The organism is Photorhabdus laumondii subsp. laumondii (genome assembly GCF_003343245.1).
Lineage (GTDB): Bacteria > Pseudomonadota > Gammaproteobacteria > Enterobacterales > Enterobacteriaceae > Photorhabdus > Photorhabdus laumondii.
Genome location: NZ_CP024901.1, coordinates 2,470,744 through 2,487,106 on the forward strand (window position 1 = coordinate 2,470,744; position 16,363 = coordinate 2,487,106).

15 protein-coding genes, 1 pseudogene and 1 CRISPR repeat array are annotated in these 16,363 nt (G+C 41.2%); of the genes and pseudogenes, 9 read left to right on the forward strand and 7 right to left on the reverse strand.

The features are described from left to right. Nucleotides 1-109 precede the first annotated feature (109 nt). The gene (gene ghrA / locus PluTT01m_RS10825; RefSeq protein WP_011146341.1) at nucleotides 110-1,051 is read left to right on the forward strand and encodes a glyoxylate/hydroxypyruvate reductase GhrA; all 942 of its coding nucleotides are present in this window, start codon (nucleotides 110-112) and stop codon (nucleotides 1,049-1,051) included. A gap of 72 nt (nucleotides 1,052-1,123) precedes the next feature. Beyond that, on the forward strand, nucleotides 1,124-1,663 hold the full coding sequence (locus tag PluTT01m_RS10830; RefSeq protein ID WP_011146342.1) for a TorD/DmsD family molecular chaperone: 540 nt from the start codon (nucleotides 1,124-1,126) through the stop codon (nucleotides 1,661-1,663). A gap of 190 nt (nucleotides 1,664-1,853) precedes the next feature. On the opposite strand, the gene PluTT01m_RS10835 is transcribed toward PluTT01m_RS10830, so the two are convergent. Both PluTT01m_RS10835 and mdtH read right to left on the reverse strand, forming a co-directional pair. Next, nucleotides 1,854-2,417 carry a lipoprotein gene (locus tag PluTT01m_RS10835; protein ID WP_011146343.1) on the reverse strand — a complete coding sequence of 188 codons (564 nt, stop codon included), beginning with the start codon at nucleotides 2,415-2,417 and terminating at the stop codon, nucleotides 1,854-1,856. Between the two features lie 37 nt (nucleotides 2,418-2,454). Then, nucleotides 2,455-3,660: a multidrug efflux MFS transporter MdtH gene (mdtH, locus tag PluTT01m_RS10840; RefSeq protein ID WP_011146344.1), complete on the reverse strand. Its 1,206-nt coding sequence runs from the start codon at nucleotides 3,658-3,660 to the stop codon at nucleotides 2,455-2,457. A 188-nt stretch (nucleotides 3,661-3,848) separates the two neighbouring features. Here mdtH and rimJ point away from each other — a divergent pair, with 188 nt between their 5' ends. Together rimJ and murJ are read left to right on the forward strand one after the other, a co-directional pair. After that, a complete protein-coding gene (rimJ, locus tag PluTT01m_RS10845) occupies nucleotides 3,849-4,433 on the forward strand; it encodes a ribosomal protein S5-alanine N-acetyltransferase (protein ID WP_011146345.1) in 585 nt (194 codons plus the stop codon). A 227-nt stretch (nucleotides 4,434-4,660) separates the two neighbouring features. Further along, nucleotides 4,661-4,988: direct repeats of the CRISPR family, unit length 28 nt; unit sequence GTTCACTGCCGTACAGGCAGCTTAGAAA. A gap of 841 nt (nucleotides 4,989-5,829) precedes the next feature. Beyond that, nucleotides 5,830-7,365 (forward strand): murein biosynthesis integral membrane protein MurJ, encoded by a 1,536-nt coding sequence (murJ, locus tag PluTT01m_RS10850; protein ID WP_011146346.1) that lies wholly within the window; start codon nucleotides 5,830-5,832, stop codon nucleotides 7,363-7,365. 364 nt (nucleotides 7,366-7,729) lie between these two features. Here murJ and argS read toward each other — a convergent pair whose 3' ends face one another. Together argS and PluTT01m_RS10860 are read right to left on the reverse strand one after the other, a co-directional pair. Then, the gene (argS, locus tag PluTT01m_RS10855) at nucleotides 7,730-9,460 is read right to left on the reverse strand and encodes an arginine--tRNA ligase (protein ID WP_011146347.1); all 1,731 of its coding nucleotides are present in this window, start codon (nucleotides 9,458-9,460) and stop codon (nucleotides 7,730-7,732) included. A gap of 354 nt (nucleotides 9,461-9,814) precedes the next feature. Then, nucleotides 9,815-10,552 carry a cyclase family protein gene (locus PluTT01m_RS10860; protein WP_011146348.1) on the reverse strand — a complete coding sequence of 246 codons (738 nt, stop codon included), beginning with the start codon at nucleotides 10,550-10,552 and terminating at the stop codon, nucleotides 9,815-9,817. 603 nt (nucleotides 10,553-11,155) lie between these two features. Here PluTT01m_RS10860 and PluTT01m_RS10865 point away from each other — a divergent pair. Beyond that, on the forward strand, nucleotides 11,156-11,710 hold the full coding sequence (locus PluTT01m_RS10865) for a cytochrome b (RefSeq protein ID WP_011146349.1): 555 nt from the start codon (nucleotides 11,156-11,158) through the stop codon (nucleotides 11,708-11,710). A gap of 26 nt (nucleotides 11,711-11,736) precedes the next feature. Further along, nucleotides 11,737-12,315, forward strand: coding sequence for a YceI family protein (locus PluTT01m_RS10870; protein WP_011146350.1), 579 nt, complete (start codon nucleotides 11,737-11,739; stop codon nucleotides 12,313-12,315). A 313-nt stretch (nucleotides 12,316-12,628) separates the two neighbouring features. Here PluTT01m_RS10870 and PluTT01m_RS10875 read toward each other — a convergent pair whose 3' ends face one another. Then, complete coding sequence (locus PluTT01m_RS10875; protein WP_011146351.1) at nucleotides 12,629-12,997, reverse strand: LecA/PA-IL family lectin; 369 nt, start codon at nucleotides 12,995-12,997, stop codon at nucleotides 12,629-12,631. A 968-nt stretch (nucleotides 12,998-13,965) separates the two neighbouring features. Here PluTT01m_RS10875 and PluTT01m_RS10880 point away from each other — a divergent pair. Then, complete coding sequence (locus tag PluTT01m_RS10880) at nucleotides 13,966-14,529, forward strand: VOC family protein (protein WP_011146352.1); 564 nt, start codon at nucleotides 13,966-13,968, stop codon at nucleotides 14,527-14,529. Nucleotides 14,530-14,544: 15 nt separating this feature from the next. On the opposite strand, the gene PluTT01m_RS10885 is transcribed toward PluTT01m_RS10880, so the two are convergent. Both PluTT01m_RS10885 and PluTT01m_RS10890 read right to left on the reverse strand, forming a co-directional pair. Continuing rightward, complete coding sequence (locus tag PluTT01m_RS10885) at nucleotides 14,545-14,859, reverse strand: helix-turn-helix domain-containing protein (protein WP_011146353.1); 315 nt, start codon at nucleotides 14,857-14,859, stop codon at nucleotides 14,545-14,547. Beyond that, the gene (locus PluTT01m_RS10890) at nucleotides 14,860-15,195 is read right to left on the reverse strand and encodes a hypothetical protein (RefSeq protein WP_011146354.1); all 336 of its coding nucleotides are present in this window, start codon (nucleotides 15,193-15,195) and stop codon (nucleotides 14,860-14,862) included. It lies immediately after the preceding gene. A gap of 54 nt (nucleotides 15,196-15,249) precedes the next feature. Between PluTT01m_RS10890 and PluTT01m_RS10895 the strand changes: the two are divergent. Both PluTT01m_RS10895 and cutC read left to right on the forward strand, forming a co-directional pair. Further along, nucleotides 15,250-15,408: pseudogene (locus PluTT01m_RS10895) on the forward strand (VOC family protein); the annotation flags it as partial. Nucleotides 15,409-15,545: 137 nt separating this feature from the next. Then, on the forward strand, nucleotides 15,546-16,292 hold the full coding sequence (gene cutC, locus PluTT01m_RS10900) for a copper homeostasis protein CutC (protein WP_011146355.1): 747 nt from the start codon (nucleotides 15,546-15,548) through the stop codon (nucleotides 16,290-16,292). Nucleotides 16,293-16,363 lie beyond the last annotated feature (71 nt).

The following is a 16,363-nucleotide window of genomic DNA, read 5'->3' on the forward strand; positions in this document are numbered from 1 at the left end:
TTAACATTCTCAAAATTTTCGTAATGATGATTAACAAAGGGTCTTGCAACCTATACTCAATCATCAGATAACCCTATATGAAAATGTAAGATGATGAGGATAAATAGTCATGGAGATTATCTTTTACCACCCCTTTTTTGATGCTGCTCAGTGGATTCAAGGTATGCAGCAACGATTACCCAATATCAATATCCGCCAATGGAAACGCGGCGATAATAAGCATGCGGATTATGCAATGGTTTGGGCTCCCCCCTATGAGATGTTGGCAAATCGCTCTGGATTGAAGGGGATTTTTATTTTAGGAGCAGGTGTAGAGGCGATTTTAAAGCAGGAACAGCAAAAACCAGGGATGTTACCCGCCGGTGTGCCACTGATGCGGCTTGAAGATGCAGGTATGGGGCTGCAAATGCAGGAGTATGCGGTAGCAATGGTTTTACATTATTTGCGGCGCATGGATGAGTATAAGCTGCAACAAGGGCAGAGGAGGTGGAAACAACTCGAACCTTATGATCGCAAAGATTTTGTTGTGGGTGTGTTGGGTGCCGGTGTTCTGGGTCGCCGTGTTGCACAGACGTTAGTTGAATGGGGCTTTATTGTGCGTTGTTGGAGCCGCACTCCAAAACAGATTAATAACGTAGTTAGCTTTCACGGTGAAGATCAATTGGGCGATTTTCTCTCCGGCAGTAAGGTGCTTATCAATTTGCTGCCCGATACACCAAAAACCCGTGGTATTCTGAATTTATCGCTGTTTAGCCAGCTAAAACCAAAGTCATATCTGATTAATATCGCGCGAGGTGCCCATTTAGTAGAACATGATCTGTTGGTGGCGATTGATAAAGGTTATATCGTCGGGGCTTCATTGGATGTGTTTGTTGAGGAACCACTACCAGAGATGCACCCGTTCTGGACTCACCCCCGTATAACGGTGACGCCACATGTTGCGGCTATTACTATTCCTGATATTGCTATGGATACGATTAGTGAAAATATTCGACGAATTGAAAAAGGAGAATTATCAACCGGCGTTGTGGATATAAAACTAGGATATTAATAACGTCTCTTTACAGTAGGGGCAGCTATTGGAGACAATAACGGCAAAATTGCTATTTATTTGGAAACTGAGATGAATGAATTTTCAATAGTCTGCCGTATTTTAGGGACTTTATTTAATCGTCAACCGCAAGACCCGATTCTGAAACCACTTCTGACGGTGATTGTCGAAGGTAAATTGAAGCAATCATGGCCATTGGAGCAAGATGCATTGTTGGATCGTTTGCAACAAAACTGCGATCTATCCGCAATGCAAGCTGATTATATGGCACTGTTTTATGGAGATAATGCTAGCGTACCGAGCCGCCGTTCTGACTATACCGGGGAGAGTGAAAACGATATTCGTCAATTTTTGATTGAACGAGGCATGCCATTGTCCGATGGGCCTGTCGATCAGTTTGGTTCTCTGTTATTAGGGGCTTCATGGCTGGAAGATCAGGCAGCAGAAGATGAGGTTCAGGGGCAAATTATGCTGTTTGATGAATATTTGCTGCCGTGGTGTGGGCAATTTTTGGGGAAAGTGGAAGCCCATGCAATAACCAGTTTCTACCGAACATTAGCAATGATTACCCGTGAAGCGTTACAGGCGTTAAGAGAAGAACTGGATTCTTAATGTTTAAATGATAAAAAGGCAAATAACTTCGAATTATTTGCCTTTTTGCTATATCCGTCATCTTTCAAGTTGCTTCTTTGTTGGCTGCACTCACTCACCCCGGTCACATCGTTATCTATGCTCCCGGGGATTCGCTCCCTTGCCGTCGCGATGTATCTTGAAATCCATAGGGTATATATCTTGATGAAGATTATTTATCGGTCAGCATAATAACTAATTTGCCAGGCTTCACTTCTAACCTTTTTGCTAATGTTTTAGCTGCGGCTTCAGCTTTACTATGATCTGCTTTTATTACATAAATAGGATGAATATCAAAGAAAGCGCTGAGTGATTTATTCAGATAAGGAACTAATGCGTTAATCGGTTTTTCCATTTTTTCCGGTGTGATTTGGTAATCAACGATTTCCAACTCTTTCAGAAAAATAGCCCCTTTTTCCTGATCAAAAACAGGTTGTGCTTTCAGGCTGAGTTTCATATCGGCTTTAGCCGGGCCAAGCAAGGATGTAACATTGACATTTGCACGGCCAGTTAATGCTATTTTATTTGGTTCTGTTCGACCAATTTGGCTGGAGAGTTCTGTCAATTCAATATCCGCATTGGCAATACCATGTAATTCGAGCTGTTTCTGGTAATGGACGTGCTTTGCTAGATAACCATTAATTAACTCTTCGCTGATACTGATATCTTTGAACTGATCACAACCACTGATTAACCCCACTAGCAGCAATACTGCCCCCAAGAAAAATTTTCTCATATCGACTCCTTTATTTTGGAGGGCAGATTTTACCTCATTAATTGCCACTCAGCATGGCAGATTCAATCTTACGTTGGTTAAATTGACGGTGCAGGGCATACAGCGTTATCAAGCCAATAATCCCAAGCAGAAACCAAGGCAATTGCGGAATATTCAGCGCATGGCCGGTATCATATAACCAACCACCGCCGGTATAACCCAAGGCACCACCCAATGCCAGACCAAGACGGCTGAATCCCATATAACTCCCACGCGCACGTGGATCAGCGAGTGAAGCACTTAATGTCTCACGGGCAGGTTCAGCGGTAACGGTGCCGAGATAGAACAGGCAAATAAGGCCAAATAAGGTATTTATTTCACCAATCAAACCGACTGGGAACATACTCAGGCTCATCAGGAAAAGCCCGGCCATTAGACGCTGTTCTAGCCGGAATCGTTTTTCGCTCCAACGGGCGATTGGATACAGCAAAGTGAGTGATAGGGTTGCTTCAATTGCGTACATCCATTTTACCGCAGCGGGTGTGCCGGCGATTTCGTTGACGATAATTGGGAACATTAACATCACTTGGACAGACAGCATAAAATAGCCGGTTAACGTCAATACATAGGTGAAGAAGCGACGATCTTTAATAACGCGCTCCATCCCTTCCCAGATGGGAGTTCGAGTAGTAGAAATCCGGTAGGCAGGGAGGAATAATGCATTCCAGATGGCTGCCAGAACAAAAACACCGGCACCTGTCCAGCAGACAAATTGGAAATCATATTGCAGCAGCCAGCTACCAATCAGTGCGCCGATAACCGCACCGGCACTGTCCTGCATTAACAGCAGCGAGAAGAAACGGCCACGTTCGTGCGGTCGGGTTAGTTTGATGACCAGTGCAGTCCGGGGAGGATCAAATAAGGTACCTCCCAGTGCGGATAATATACAGGCAAGCCACAGTATCCACGGTTCGGTGGCTAAGGCGATGAAAGCAAAACCAAGGGCGCGTAACAGCATGCCGGTGACGATCATCGGCTTCGCGCCAAAACGGTCTGCAATTGCGCCACCAAAAATGCCTAAACCTTGTTGTACAAACTGACGTAAACCAAGCGCAAAACCGACAACCAGCGCGGCCCAACCCAGTTGCTCAACAAAATGTATTGATATTAAAGGAAAAACGACGAAGAAACCTAGAACGACCAGCAAGTTATCGAATAACAGGAAGTACTTACCCAGGCTACGTGCTTGTGAAACCAGTGACATTGCTCACCATTGGAGTAATTAAGAAGAGAGGACAATACAGTTCTTTTATATTCTGTACTTAATTCGAACATTAGGATAGTGAATTATGGATAATATTTTTTTGTCGTAAAGTAATGAGTGGAAGCTGTTTTTTACAGATAAATCACTTAAATTTTTAACGGATAAATTAACAGAGCTAGGGAGAAATAATGTTTGGTTATCGTTCCACTTTACCGAAAGTTCGTCTGATTACGGAACGAATGGTGGTGCGTTTGGTGTACGAGCGGGATGCTTATCGTTTGGCTGAGTACTATTCAGAAAATCACGAGTTTCTTAAACCTTGGGAGCCGACTAGAGATAGAAGTCATTGCCAGCCTTCCGGTTGGATAAATCGATTGAATTTAATCATAGAAATGCAAAGACAGAGTGCGGCTTTTCATTTTCTGCTGCTTGATTCAAATGAGAGTGAAGTTATTGGTGTTGCCAATTTCAGTAATATTCTGCGTGGGGCTTTTCATGCCTGTTATTTGGGATATTCGCTTGGTGAAAAGTGGCAGGGAAAAGGGATGATGTACGAAGCTTTACAACCAGCTATCCGTTATATGCAACGCCAACAGGGGATGCATCGGATTATGGCTAATTATATGCCGGATAATCATCGTAGTGGGAAGTTGTTGGAACGATTGGGTTTTGAACGTGAAGGCTATGCTAAGAAATACCTGATGATTAATGGAGTTTGGCAGGATCACGTATTAACCGCATTGACAGATGAAAAATGGAGTGGAAAAAGTTGATTATTACGCTGTACTGTCACCAAATAAAGTAAAGCAAATTGGTAATGATGAATTAAATCACTGTTGAAAATCTGCCTTCTCCACCCCTTATTTTTGACCCTTTTTTGAGAGTGGATTTTAATCTATTGATTTTTAATGGGATATTATTTCTCTTGTAAAAAAGGGTTTTTTCATTGTTTTATCAATATATGCTTTAATTGTCAGTAGCTTAAAGTTAATATGTAACAGTTCACTGCCGTACAGGCAGCTTAGAAATGTAAGAACGATACCAAAGACAAGTATTCCCAGTTCACTGCCGTACAGGCAGCTTAGAAATTGTTTATTCTTAAGAACAACGTAGTAGCTGGGTTCACTGCCGTACAGGCAGCTTAGAAATATTAAAGGGGATCAAAATGAATACATCAACAGTTCACTGCCGTACAGGCAGCTTAGAAACTTTTGAAGGGCTAAGTGTTGCCGGGCCGATAGTTCACTGCCGTACAGGCAGCTTAGAAAGCAAGTAAACCCGGTGGCTATAATCTCATCTCGTTCACTGCCGTACAGGCAGCTTAGAAATGAGTAAGCTTCAATGAGTTGATTTATTTGACGCACTGACTTCGGTTGGTGCGTTTTTCGAAGTGGCTATTTGGGCTTTCTGTAGTAAGGCTAGTTGCAAGGTACCATCATTTAGGCCAAATACAATGTTACATTGGCAAATTATAAAAGTTAATGATTTCTAGTGTATGAGAATGAATTTATGCATACTCGCCGATTTTGTTAACAAAGTGAATGATTAACCATGGTAGATTCATATAATAAGTACAATATCGCTACTCTGTAAATAAATATTTCCGAGTAATTCATTTATCATGAAAATAATTTTAATGGTTTCTTAGTTACATAAAAATAGGTGTTATTCTAATTGGTTTATTTAATAAGTGCTGAAATTCCGTTTCATAATTATTTGATAAATGCTAACTTTGATTTTATATTTTTGGGATAATAGTAATTGAATAGAAAAAATAGATAAATAAAGAGTGAGTGAAAATAAATATTCATATAACTTGAGTTCGTACATGATTTTATATTAAATAATAATTTATTGATTTTAAAAGATAGCTTAGCAAGCTGGATTAAGAGGGTGTGATTTGGTGGTTTTTTGCCCTAATACAGGCAACTTAAAAAGTACCGACAGTTCACAAGTATCTCAGTCGTGTATATACCCTATGGATTTCAAGATGCATCGCGACGGCAAGGGAGAGAGTCCCCGGGAGCATAGGTAACGATGTGACCGGGGTGAGCGAGTGTAGCCAACAAAGAGGCAACTTGAAGGATAACGGGTATAATCCATTTTCCATTTTTGCACTGACGTACAGGCAGTTCGGAAATTAACTAACATGATTTTGAGATAAATACGATGAATTTATTGAAATCGCTGGCTGCGGTTAGCTCTATGACCATGTTCTCTCGGGTTTTAGGCTTTATCCGAGATGCCATTATTGCCCGCATATTTGGGGCTGGTGTTGCAGCGGATGCTTTTTTTGTTGCATTTAAACTGCCTAATTTACTGCGCCGTATTTTTGCAGAAGGTGCCTTTTCTCAGGCATTTGTGCCCATTTTGGCGGAATATAAGAATCAGCAAGGTGATGAAGCGACTCGGACGTTTATTGCTTATGTTTCCGGTATGCTGACGTTAATTCTGGCCATTGTTACTGTACTGGGAGTTTTGGCAGCACCGTGGGTGATTTATGTTACCGCACCCGGTTTTACCGATACCGCCGATAAATTTACGCTGACAACAAATTTGTTAAGAATTACTTTTCCCTATATTTTTCTGATATCACTGGCCTCGTTGGCAGGTGCGATATTAAATACCTGGAATCGATTTTCTGTTCCTGCCTTCGCTCCAACATTACTTAATATCAGCATGATTGTGTTTGCATTATTTGTCGCCCCTTATTGTAATCCGCCGGTGATGGCATTGGGTTGGGCGGTGGTTGCAGGAGGGATTTTACAGCTCTTATATCAGCTTCCTCATTTAAAAAAGATTGGCATGCTGGTATTACCGCGTATTTCTTTTCGTGACAGCGGCGTATGGCGGGTTATGCGGCAGATGGGGCCTGCAATTCTTGGGGTTTCAGTCGGCCAGATTTCATTAATTATTAATACGATTTTCGCCTCATTTCTGGTGTCCGGTTCTGTCTCCTGGATGTATTACGCTGACCGTTTGATGGAATTACCCTCTGGTGTATTGGGTGTTGCGCTTGGAACAATTCTTTTACCTTCATTAGCGAAAAGTTTTTCCAGTGGAAATCATGAGGAGTACACCAAATTAATGGATTGGGGGCTGCGGCTCTGTTTTTTATTAGCGCTGCCTTGTGCTGTTGCTTTAGGTATGCTGGCAGAACCTTTAACAGTTTCTCTATTCCAATACGGTAATTTTACGGCATTTGATGCAGTAATGACTCAAAAAGCGTTGATTGCTTACTGTTTTGGACTGATGGGGCTAATTATTGTTAAGGTACTGGCACCGGGTTTTTATTCTCGTCGAGATATTAAAACGCCGGTGAAAATTGCGATTGTCACTTTGATTTTGACTCAGTTAATGAACCTTGCCTTTGTTGGCCCGCTGAAACATGCTGGGTTAGCCTTGTCTATTGGTCTGGCATCTTGTTTCAATGCTAGTCTGCTTTACTGGCAATTACGTAAGAAAAATATTTTTAAGCCGTTAGCGGGTTGGGGGAGGTTCTTATTTAAACTGGTTGTGGCAATTACGGTAATGATTGCCGTATTAGCTGTTACTTTATGGTTGATGCCAGCATGGGAGCAGGGAAATATGGCTACGCGCCTGTTGCGATTGATGGTGGTTGTTATCGCTGGGGCAAGCAGCTATTTTGCTGCGTTGGTGCTGATGGGTTTTCGGCTAAAAGATTTTGCCCACCGCAGTTTTTAATAAATTGAGGTATCCCGGTAGTTATTGTTAGCTCAAGCTGAGCTTGAGTTTTCTGAGGTTACCGGGATATCAGCTAATAAGTCTATACCTTATAGATTTCAAGAAGCATCGCGACGGCAAGGGAGCGAATCCCCGGGAGCATAGATAACGATGTGACGGGGTGAGTGGGTGTAGCCAACAAGGAGGCAACTTGAAAGATGACGGGTATATATGGACATTAATTGCAACAACCGGGATTCGCTCAGCGAGTGGCGGTCGCGTTGGGGATGATGAAGCGTGGCGGTGCCTATTGTGACAGGCGTGATAAGGCAATAATAGATATTCCCAATCACGCCAATTTTTCAGAAAAACAACGATTATCCTGTTACATCCGTTCTACCGTCTCAATACCCAATGTATTCAGACCTTGCTTCAATGTCTTAGCAGTCAGGAGCGCCAGCTTTAGGCGGCTTTGACGCAACTCTTCACTTTCCGCATTAAGAATTTGGCAGTGTTCATAGAAACAGGAGAATAGACCAGCCAAATCGTACAGGTAAGCACACATCACATGTGGCGTACCTTCACGGGCGACGGTGGTGATGGTCTCTTCAAATTGTAATAAACGGGTGGCCAATGTTTGTTCACGATCTTCATTTAGGATAACCGGTAGGGTCAGACTGCTTTCATCGATTTCGGCACGTTTAAAGATGGAGGCAACACGGGTGTAAGCATATTGCATATAAGGTGCGGTATTGCCTTCAAAAGCGAGCATATTATCCCAATCGAAGATGTAATCTGTGGTACGGCTCTTGGAGAGATCAGCGTATTTCACGGCACCGATACCGACAGCAGAAACCACTTTTTTCAATTCATCTTCTGGCATATCCGGGTTCTTTTCACGGATAAGGGTGTTGGCACGTTCAATAGCTTCATCCAATAGATCGGTCAATCTGACAGTACCGCCGGCGCGAGTTTTAAATGGTTTGCTATCTTTGCCCAACATCATGCCGAACATATGGTGTTCCAGTGACACGGATTCTGGTACATAACCCGCTTTACGAACGATGGTCCAGGCTTGCATCAAATGTTGATGTTGACGGGAATCGATGTAGTAAAGAATGCGGTCCGCGTGCAGGGTTTCATAACGGTATTTTGCACAGGCGATATCGGTTGTGGTGTAAAGATAACCTCCATCCTGTTTTTGGATAATAACGCCCATCGGTTCACCTTCTTTGTTTTTATATTCATCAAGGTAAACTACGGTTGCACCATCGCTTTCTACTGCCAGCCCTTGCTGTTTCAGATCCGCGACAATACTGGGCAGCAGATCGTTGTACAGACTTTCACCCATGACAGAATCTTTAGTCAGCGTGACATTCAGACGATCATAGGTTTGCTGATTTTGGGCCATCGTGATATCCACTAGCTTGCGCCACATGGTGCGGCAATATTCATCACCGCCTTGCAGTTTCACCACATAGCCACGGGCGCGGATGGCAAACTCTTCATCTTCATCGTAATGCTTTTTCGCTTCGCGATAGAACGCTTCCAGATCGGACAATGCCATATCGCTGGCATTTTCATTTTGCACTTTTTCCAAATAGGCAATTAGCATACCGAACTGGGTTCCCCAGTCACCCACATGGTTAGCGCGGATAACCTTATGACCGAGGAATTCCAATGTACGGACGGCGGCATCACCAATAATCGTGGAGCGCAAATGACCAACGTGCATCTGTTTCGCGACATTGGGGGCGGAATAATCGACAACAATAGTTTGTGGTTTGGCTGGCGTAACGCCTAGTTTTTCATCTTTCAGTGCAGTTTCGATATTGGCTGCAATCCATGCTTTATCAAGGAAGATATTGATAAAGCCGGGACCAGCGATTTCAACTTTACTGGCGATACCTTGCAGATTTAGCAGGTTAACAACTTTTTCTGCCAGTTGTCGGGGAGGCATACCCACTTTTTTCGCGGCGGCCATAACACCATTGGCCTGATAGTCGCCAAATTGCGCTTTCGCGGATTGGCGGATGTGAGCTTCGCTGTCGGCTGGAGCACCTGCTGCAATCAGCGCTTGGCTGACTTTTTCTGAAAGAATCGCCTGAATATTCACCTGGTTACCTTAAATGACGAACAAGAAATAGGTATATTGTAGCAAACAATATCCTTTGCAAAATGGTTCATAAGAAAAAACGGCGGGTTTTATACCATATTCAACACATGACATACCACTTTACTGTTGCTTTGTGCCAAGTGGCGAAGATAAAAAACGCGTCTTCCCGCAAAATCATGATGGTAACTATACCCTATGGATTTCAAGATGGATCGCGACGGCAAGGGAGAGAATCCCCGGGAGCATAGGTAACTATGTGACCGGGGTGAGCGAGTGCGGCCAACAAAGAGGCAGCTTGAAAGATAACGGGTATATAATGCCGTAATGAATATACGGCATAAGGGAGGGGCGCAGTTATGGGAGTATGGCAAACGCACGAACAGGAAAACCAGAGGCTTTTTTAGGTTTGGCTACAATGTTGAAAATAACGGCGCCACGTACAGGTACTTGGTCCAAATTAGCTAAAAGTTCTATCTGATAAGTATCTTGCTTTAAGACATAATCTTCGCCTAACAAGGCATTATTCTTTCTAAAATCTTTAGCGGCGTCGGTATCAAATGTTTCATGCCCAATGGCTTTAATATGGCGTTCTTCAAATAAAAACTTGAGGGCATCTATCCCCCAACCGGGTGTTTGGTTATTGCCAGAATCATCTTTATTATCCATTGCTTTCTGAGATGACCAGCGTTTACTCCAATCCGTTCTGAGCGCAACGAAAGTACCTGCCTCAATAATTCCATATTCTTCTTCAAATTTAAGAATATCTTCTTTAGAAAGTGAAAAATTAGGGTCCTGTTTTGCTCTTTCTGATTGATCAAGTACGATTAGAGGTAAAACTAATTCTTTTAATTCCAATTCATCGACATAACGGGTATCAGGAACAAAGTGGCAGGGAGCATCAATGTGAGTCCCATATTGGCCGGGAAAAGAAAATTGCTGAGTAAAAAAGCCATCCTTATAATCAAACAGTGTTTTAAATTCTGCTGAATCAAGCATAAAAAAATGTGGAGAATCTTTATCGAAGCTATGCGTCAAATCGACCCATTTTTTTGACTTCAACACCGTGAGTGCTTGTAAAATGCTATTTGACATAAAAAACCTCATTTTTGATAATTTATTGATGTTATTTTTACCACTATTGTATGATTAATGCTGTAAGATTTGCTGCCGTAAACAGTGATGTTCCTCATGTTTTATACCCTATGGATTTCAAGATGGATCGCGACGGCAAGGGAGTGAATCCCCGAGAGCATAGCAAACTATGTGACCGGGGTGAGCGAGTGTAGCCAACAAAGAGGCAACTTGAAAGATGACGGGTATATACCCTTTTATTGTTCCAGGCTTGTGTTAGACTCGCCAGATACGAGTGCATCAGGTTACGATTCTTATAGGCGGAAAATTATAAAGAAATAATAGAAAATAAGATAATTGATTTTTACGGTAGTTGAAATTTAAAGTCAAATATAATAAAAAAATATATATTATATATTTTTTCGACATTATTATTAATGTGATTTATTTTTATCTTATTGTTACTTAATGTTTTTTTTACCTTAAATGAGTTTTATTGATTAAAATTGAAAATCTTTTGCAAATTATTTGTTGGGATTTTTAATAAAAAAGAGATTAATATCATTCATAATTGAATTAGTTCAAAAAATGGCTAGTCTACATTTACCTAAAAAAGGAACTGTTATGCTTTGGAAGAATACTTCCAACCAGTTTGGTCACTTATCTGTCCTTTTACATTGGCTGGTTGCATTGATCGTATATGGCATGTTTGCGCTAGGACTGTGGATGGTGACATTAGGGTATTACGATACGTGGTATCATAAAGCACCTGAAATTCATAAAAGTATCGGGATGTTGCTGTTTATCATGATGGCTGTGCGTGTTATCTGGCGTTTTGTTTCTCCACCACCCAAGCCATTAGCCAGTTATAGTCGCCTGATTAGAGTCAGCGCGGTTTTAATGCATATTTTGTTGTATATCTTACTGTTTGGCATTTTGATTAGTGGTTATTTAATTTCGACCGCTGATGGTCAGCCAATTTCTGTTTTTGACTGGTTTATTGTGCCAGCTACATTAATCGGTCAGGGTGAACAGGCGGATACTGCTGGAATGATTCATCTTTACCTTGCTTGGGCAGTGGTAATTTTATCGTTATTACATGCTGTTGCAGCATTAAAACACCATTTTATTGATCGTGATGCAACCTTAAAGCGGATACTGGGTTTCCGTCCTGAATAATATAAAAGACGATTATGGAGAAGAATATGTTGAAGAAGACGCTACTTGGCCTGACTGCGGGTGCATTGTTACTAAATGCAAGTTCTGCATTAGCTGCCAATTATAAAATTGATATACCCGGCCAGCATGCCTTTATTGGATTTCGCATTCAGCATTTGGGGTATAGCTGGCTATATGGGACATTTAAAGATTTTGATGGTTCTTTCACATTTGATGAGCAAAATCCGGCGGAAAATAAAGTTAATGTGACGATCAAAATAGCCAGTTTGGACACTAACCACGCCGAACGTGATAAACACCTGCGTAGTAAAGATTACTTTAATACAGAGAAATACCCTGAAGCAAAATTCACGTCAACTGAAGTGAAAAAAGAGGGCGAGAAATATGTTGTTACGGGTGATCTGACTTTAAACGGTGTGACAAAGCCGGTGATACTGAATGCAGAGCTGATGGGTGAAGGTAAAGACCCGTGGGGTGGTTATCGCGCAGGTTTTGAAGCTTCTGGTAAAATCAAACTGAAAGACTTTAATTTCAAAGCAGATTTGGGACCTAAATCACAGGAAGCAGATTTATTGATTTCTATCGAAGGTGTCCGGGAAAAGTAATACGCTGATGACTTAGTTCGGTAGTGTAATTTATTAAGGGCTGCGCATTGCGTGGCCTGTTTTGTTGATAGGCAAAACTTTCTTTTCAGTTGATGTCATGGATGATACTGTTTTTATATACAGCTTTAATGTAATTGATTGTATGTGGTTTTTGGGTAGATAAGATCTTATTGCAACTGCATTAACCGAATAATAAGGACAGAGAATTGTGGGATGACATCTGCCAAGTGAAATAGTGTGATTTTTCACTTGGCATTATATCAATAAAAATGTTTATTACTTTATTGGTAATATATATTCACACAGTTTTTATTTATTTTAAAGGGGAGTATCGAGACTCTATTATGACCTCGACTTGAAATTCACCTGAATTATCACCAAAAGTACCCGGTACGTCATTGAATAAAAGTATTAATTCGCCATCTACAGGAACCGTTTTATGAAGTACTCCGTTGCCAATTGCAAACTTCTTGTTGGCGATCTTAGCGACGAGAGTGGCTATTGATGACGGTTGTGGATTATTGGGTACAGGACCATCAGGTGCTGCCCATTCAACATTATCACGGCCATATTTCACCCATCCATGAGCAACAACAGAGATTGTATCTCCCTGTTTGAGAATAAGTCCTGTGGATTTACCATTTTCAGCGTTAGCTGGAACACTTCCTGACCAATCAGACATAGTATTACCTCCGAAATTACGTTTTATAGAAATAGTTTTGTCAAAGATATTTACATATTTGACTAAAATGTAATTTATTTTCTTTATGATTGGATTTCAATGAGAAAATTAGTGTTTGTGATCTGTATCAATTACAATAATCTTTATATCGATGGTTAATTTTAATATTGTAATTTTTGCTTTTTATTTTTGTTTTTTTTATAGATTCTTAATTTTATATTGAATGATAAACTTTGTGATTATTTTTTATTTTAAATAATTGTCCTGAATCGTTAGAATAAAAGAATAATATTCCTATTTTTAATTTCCTAATCTAATTATATTATAAAACCAGAATTACCCTTAATTACCCTTAATTCCCATTACGTGCGGAAATTGTGTAAAATAAAATGGTTATATACCCAATGGATTTCAAGATGGATCGCGACGGCAAGGGAGCGAATCCCCGGGAGCATAGATAACGATGTGACCGGGGTGAGAGAGTGCAGCCAACAAAGAGGCAACTTGAAAGATAACAGGTATAGTAACTTATTGATAGATAGTGTTTCTTGCAAGGTATCAAACATTGTCCCAAGCGGATTTTTTCGCTTACTGCCTATCCCAATAGAGCTATTTTATTTGCCTTTCTTTGCCATAAAGAGCGAACCTGGGCAGTGCTCAAAATCCTCACGTACTACGTGTACGCTCCGGTTTTTCCGCGCTGTCCGTGTTCACTGTTCATTGATAAGAATGGTCTGCAACAATTACGCCTATTGAGATAGGCTCTTAATTGCAGTTTTTTGTGGGTGAAATAGGGTAATGAGAATTCATGGAATTATTGAAAGAGTGATTGTGTTGGTACCATCGAATTTCAATTATTACCAATCGAGAGTATCATTTGAGGTTTGAAACGGCGGCAACCCTTTAAAATTCTTGGGCTGTTTGGGGCCAGGGAAGGGACCAATCTATTGCATCTTAACTGGGATAATATGACACATTTTTCTTCTATTGTTGAATTACAGGATTTAGTGGCTGAACTGGCAATATTTGAGCAAAAATTGGTACGGTTCAAACAACGGCTTAATTTGAATGTTGAGCAATATCAAGCCGATCATATCTCCTTACGTTGTCACGATATCTCTGTAGCGGAGCGCTGGCGTAAAGGTTTTTTGCAATGTGGCAGTTTGATGTCAGAAACTATCATTAATGGACGTCCAATCTGCTTGTTTGATTTAGAGTACCCAATTGCGGTGCTTAATTGGCAAATTGATTGTGTAGAATTGCCCTATCCTGGCAAGAAAACTTACTTGCATCAGGGATGGGAACATGTGGAGCTGGTGCTGCCGGTGGCACCTGAGATCTTATCAACAGCCGCAAAAGCATTATTACCGCAACCTTTGCCGGCAGGTTTTTCTGTTAAAGAGAGTCAACCCAAAGGGGAACAAGAGCGGTTGCCTAATCCGACCTTAGCTATCACTGATGGTGAGATCACCGTCAAGTTTCACCCATTTACATTGCGTGAAATTGTTAAAAGTGAATGCTCAGCTACATGAATTAAAGTGATATTGTTATGTGAGGCTGGCAAGAAATTCTAGTGCCTGCGGGTTGCGCTCCACCATTTTAATCAGTAACACAGCTTGTTTATTCGGTTTAGCCCGTCCCTGTTCCCAGTTTTGGTATGTCGTCTCACCGGTATGCAGGTACTGGGCAAAAACAGCCTGAGAAATATTCAGTTTACTCCGGATAGATTTCAACTCATCCGGACTGATGAAGATATCATTTTTTAACCTCCTCTTATGAGTTTTCAATGTGAGTTTGCCTTCGTTAGCCTCTTCCCAAGCTTTCATCCCTTCATTGAGTTCTGCAAATAGATCACGCTTCATTTATGCTCCTTTTTTTCTCATTTCTAACATTTTACGCAAGGATTCGCATTGCTCTTTAGTTAAGTCTGACATTTCATCTTTATCATAGATAGTGAAAAGCATGAATTGCGATTTAGATACCCACCAATAGTAAATTATCCGAATACCGCCTCGTTTTCCCTTTTTCCTTCGGGAATCAGTAAAACGTACTTTACGCAATCCGCCTGTATGTTGGATTACATCTCCTGTTGTTGGATTTTTCAGTAGCATATTTTGGAAGGTTCGAAACTCCTCATCACTCAGGTAGTTATGACGGTAACGTTCAAAAGGTGGTAGTTCAATAAAAACAGCTTCCATCATTTATCCATCTGTCCCCAACTTGAGTATAATATTACACCCAAGTTGGGGATAGTTAAAGAGAGTCAACCCAAAGGGGAACAAGAGCGGTTGCCTAATCCGACCTTAGCTATCACTGATGGTGAGATCTCCGTCAAGTTTCACCCATTTACATTGCGTGAAATTGTTAAAAGTGAGCACCAGTCAGCAAAATTAACTTTTTCATCCTTGTGATCCAGATAAAAGTTCTGACCTTGTGATTTCCTACAAATCATCGGCAATAATTAGATGTCATAGTTAGTGGGTTGAATTACTGAATCGCTTAGATTCATTAATTGCTCGTTAATAACTGGGTGTCCAAGGAACTTCTGATGACAAAGTTAGAAATTTGTTGTTTTAGCGTAGGTTGCGCATTAATCGCACAACAGGCGGGTGCTGACCGGATAGAGCTCTGCGCCAGTCCGGCGGAAGGGGGATTAACACCAAGTTTTGGTACATTGAAGCAGGCTATTGAGCAATTAACTATTCCTGTATATCCCATTGTACGTCCAAGAGGTGGTGATTTTTGCTACAGTCACTCAGATTTTGAGGTGATGAAAAATGATGTGGCTCAGATCCGTGATATGGGATTTATGGGCGTCGTTTTTGGTGTATTAGATGAAGAAGGGCATATTGATTTGCCCCGTATGCAACAATTGATGGCACTGTCTGGCGATATGGCCGTCACTTTTCACCGTGCATTTGATATGTGTTTTAATCCTTATGTGGCATTGGATCAACTCACTCAACTTGGTGTTAAACGAATATTGACTTCCGGCCAGCAACAGAATGCCGAATTAGGATTACCCTTATTGAAAGAGCTGCATCAAGCCAGTCAGGGGCCAATTATTATGGCAGGTGCTGGTGTTCGTATGAGTAATATTCATAAATTTATCGATATCGGGTTAACGGAAGTTCACAGTTCGGCAAGCCGGATTATGCTTTCTACCATGACCTATCGTAAAGCGGGAGTGACGATGAGCGCGGACAATGAGGTGGATGAGTTTTCACATTATTGTGTTGATGGTGGTGTGGTAGAGGTGATGAAAGGGATGCTGAGTTTGACTTTATTTGAATAAAATCTATTTACTCGTTTTACCCGTTATCTTTCAAGTTGCCTCTTTGTTGGCTGCACTCCTTCACCCCGGTC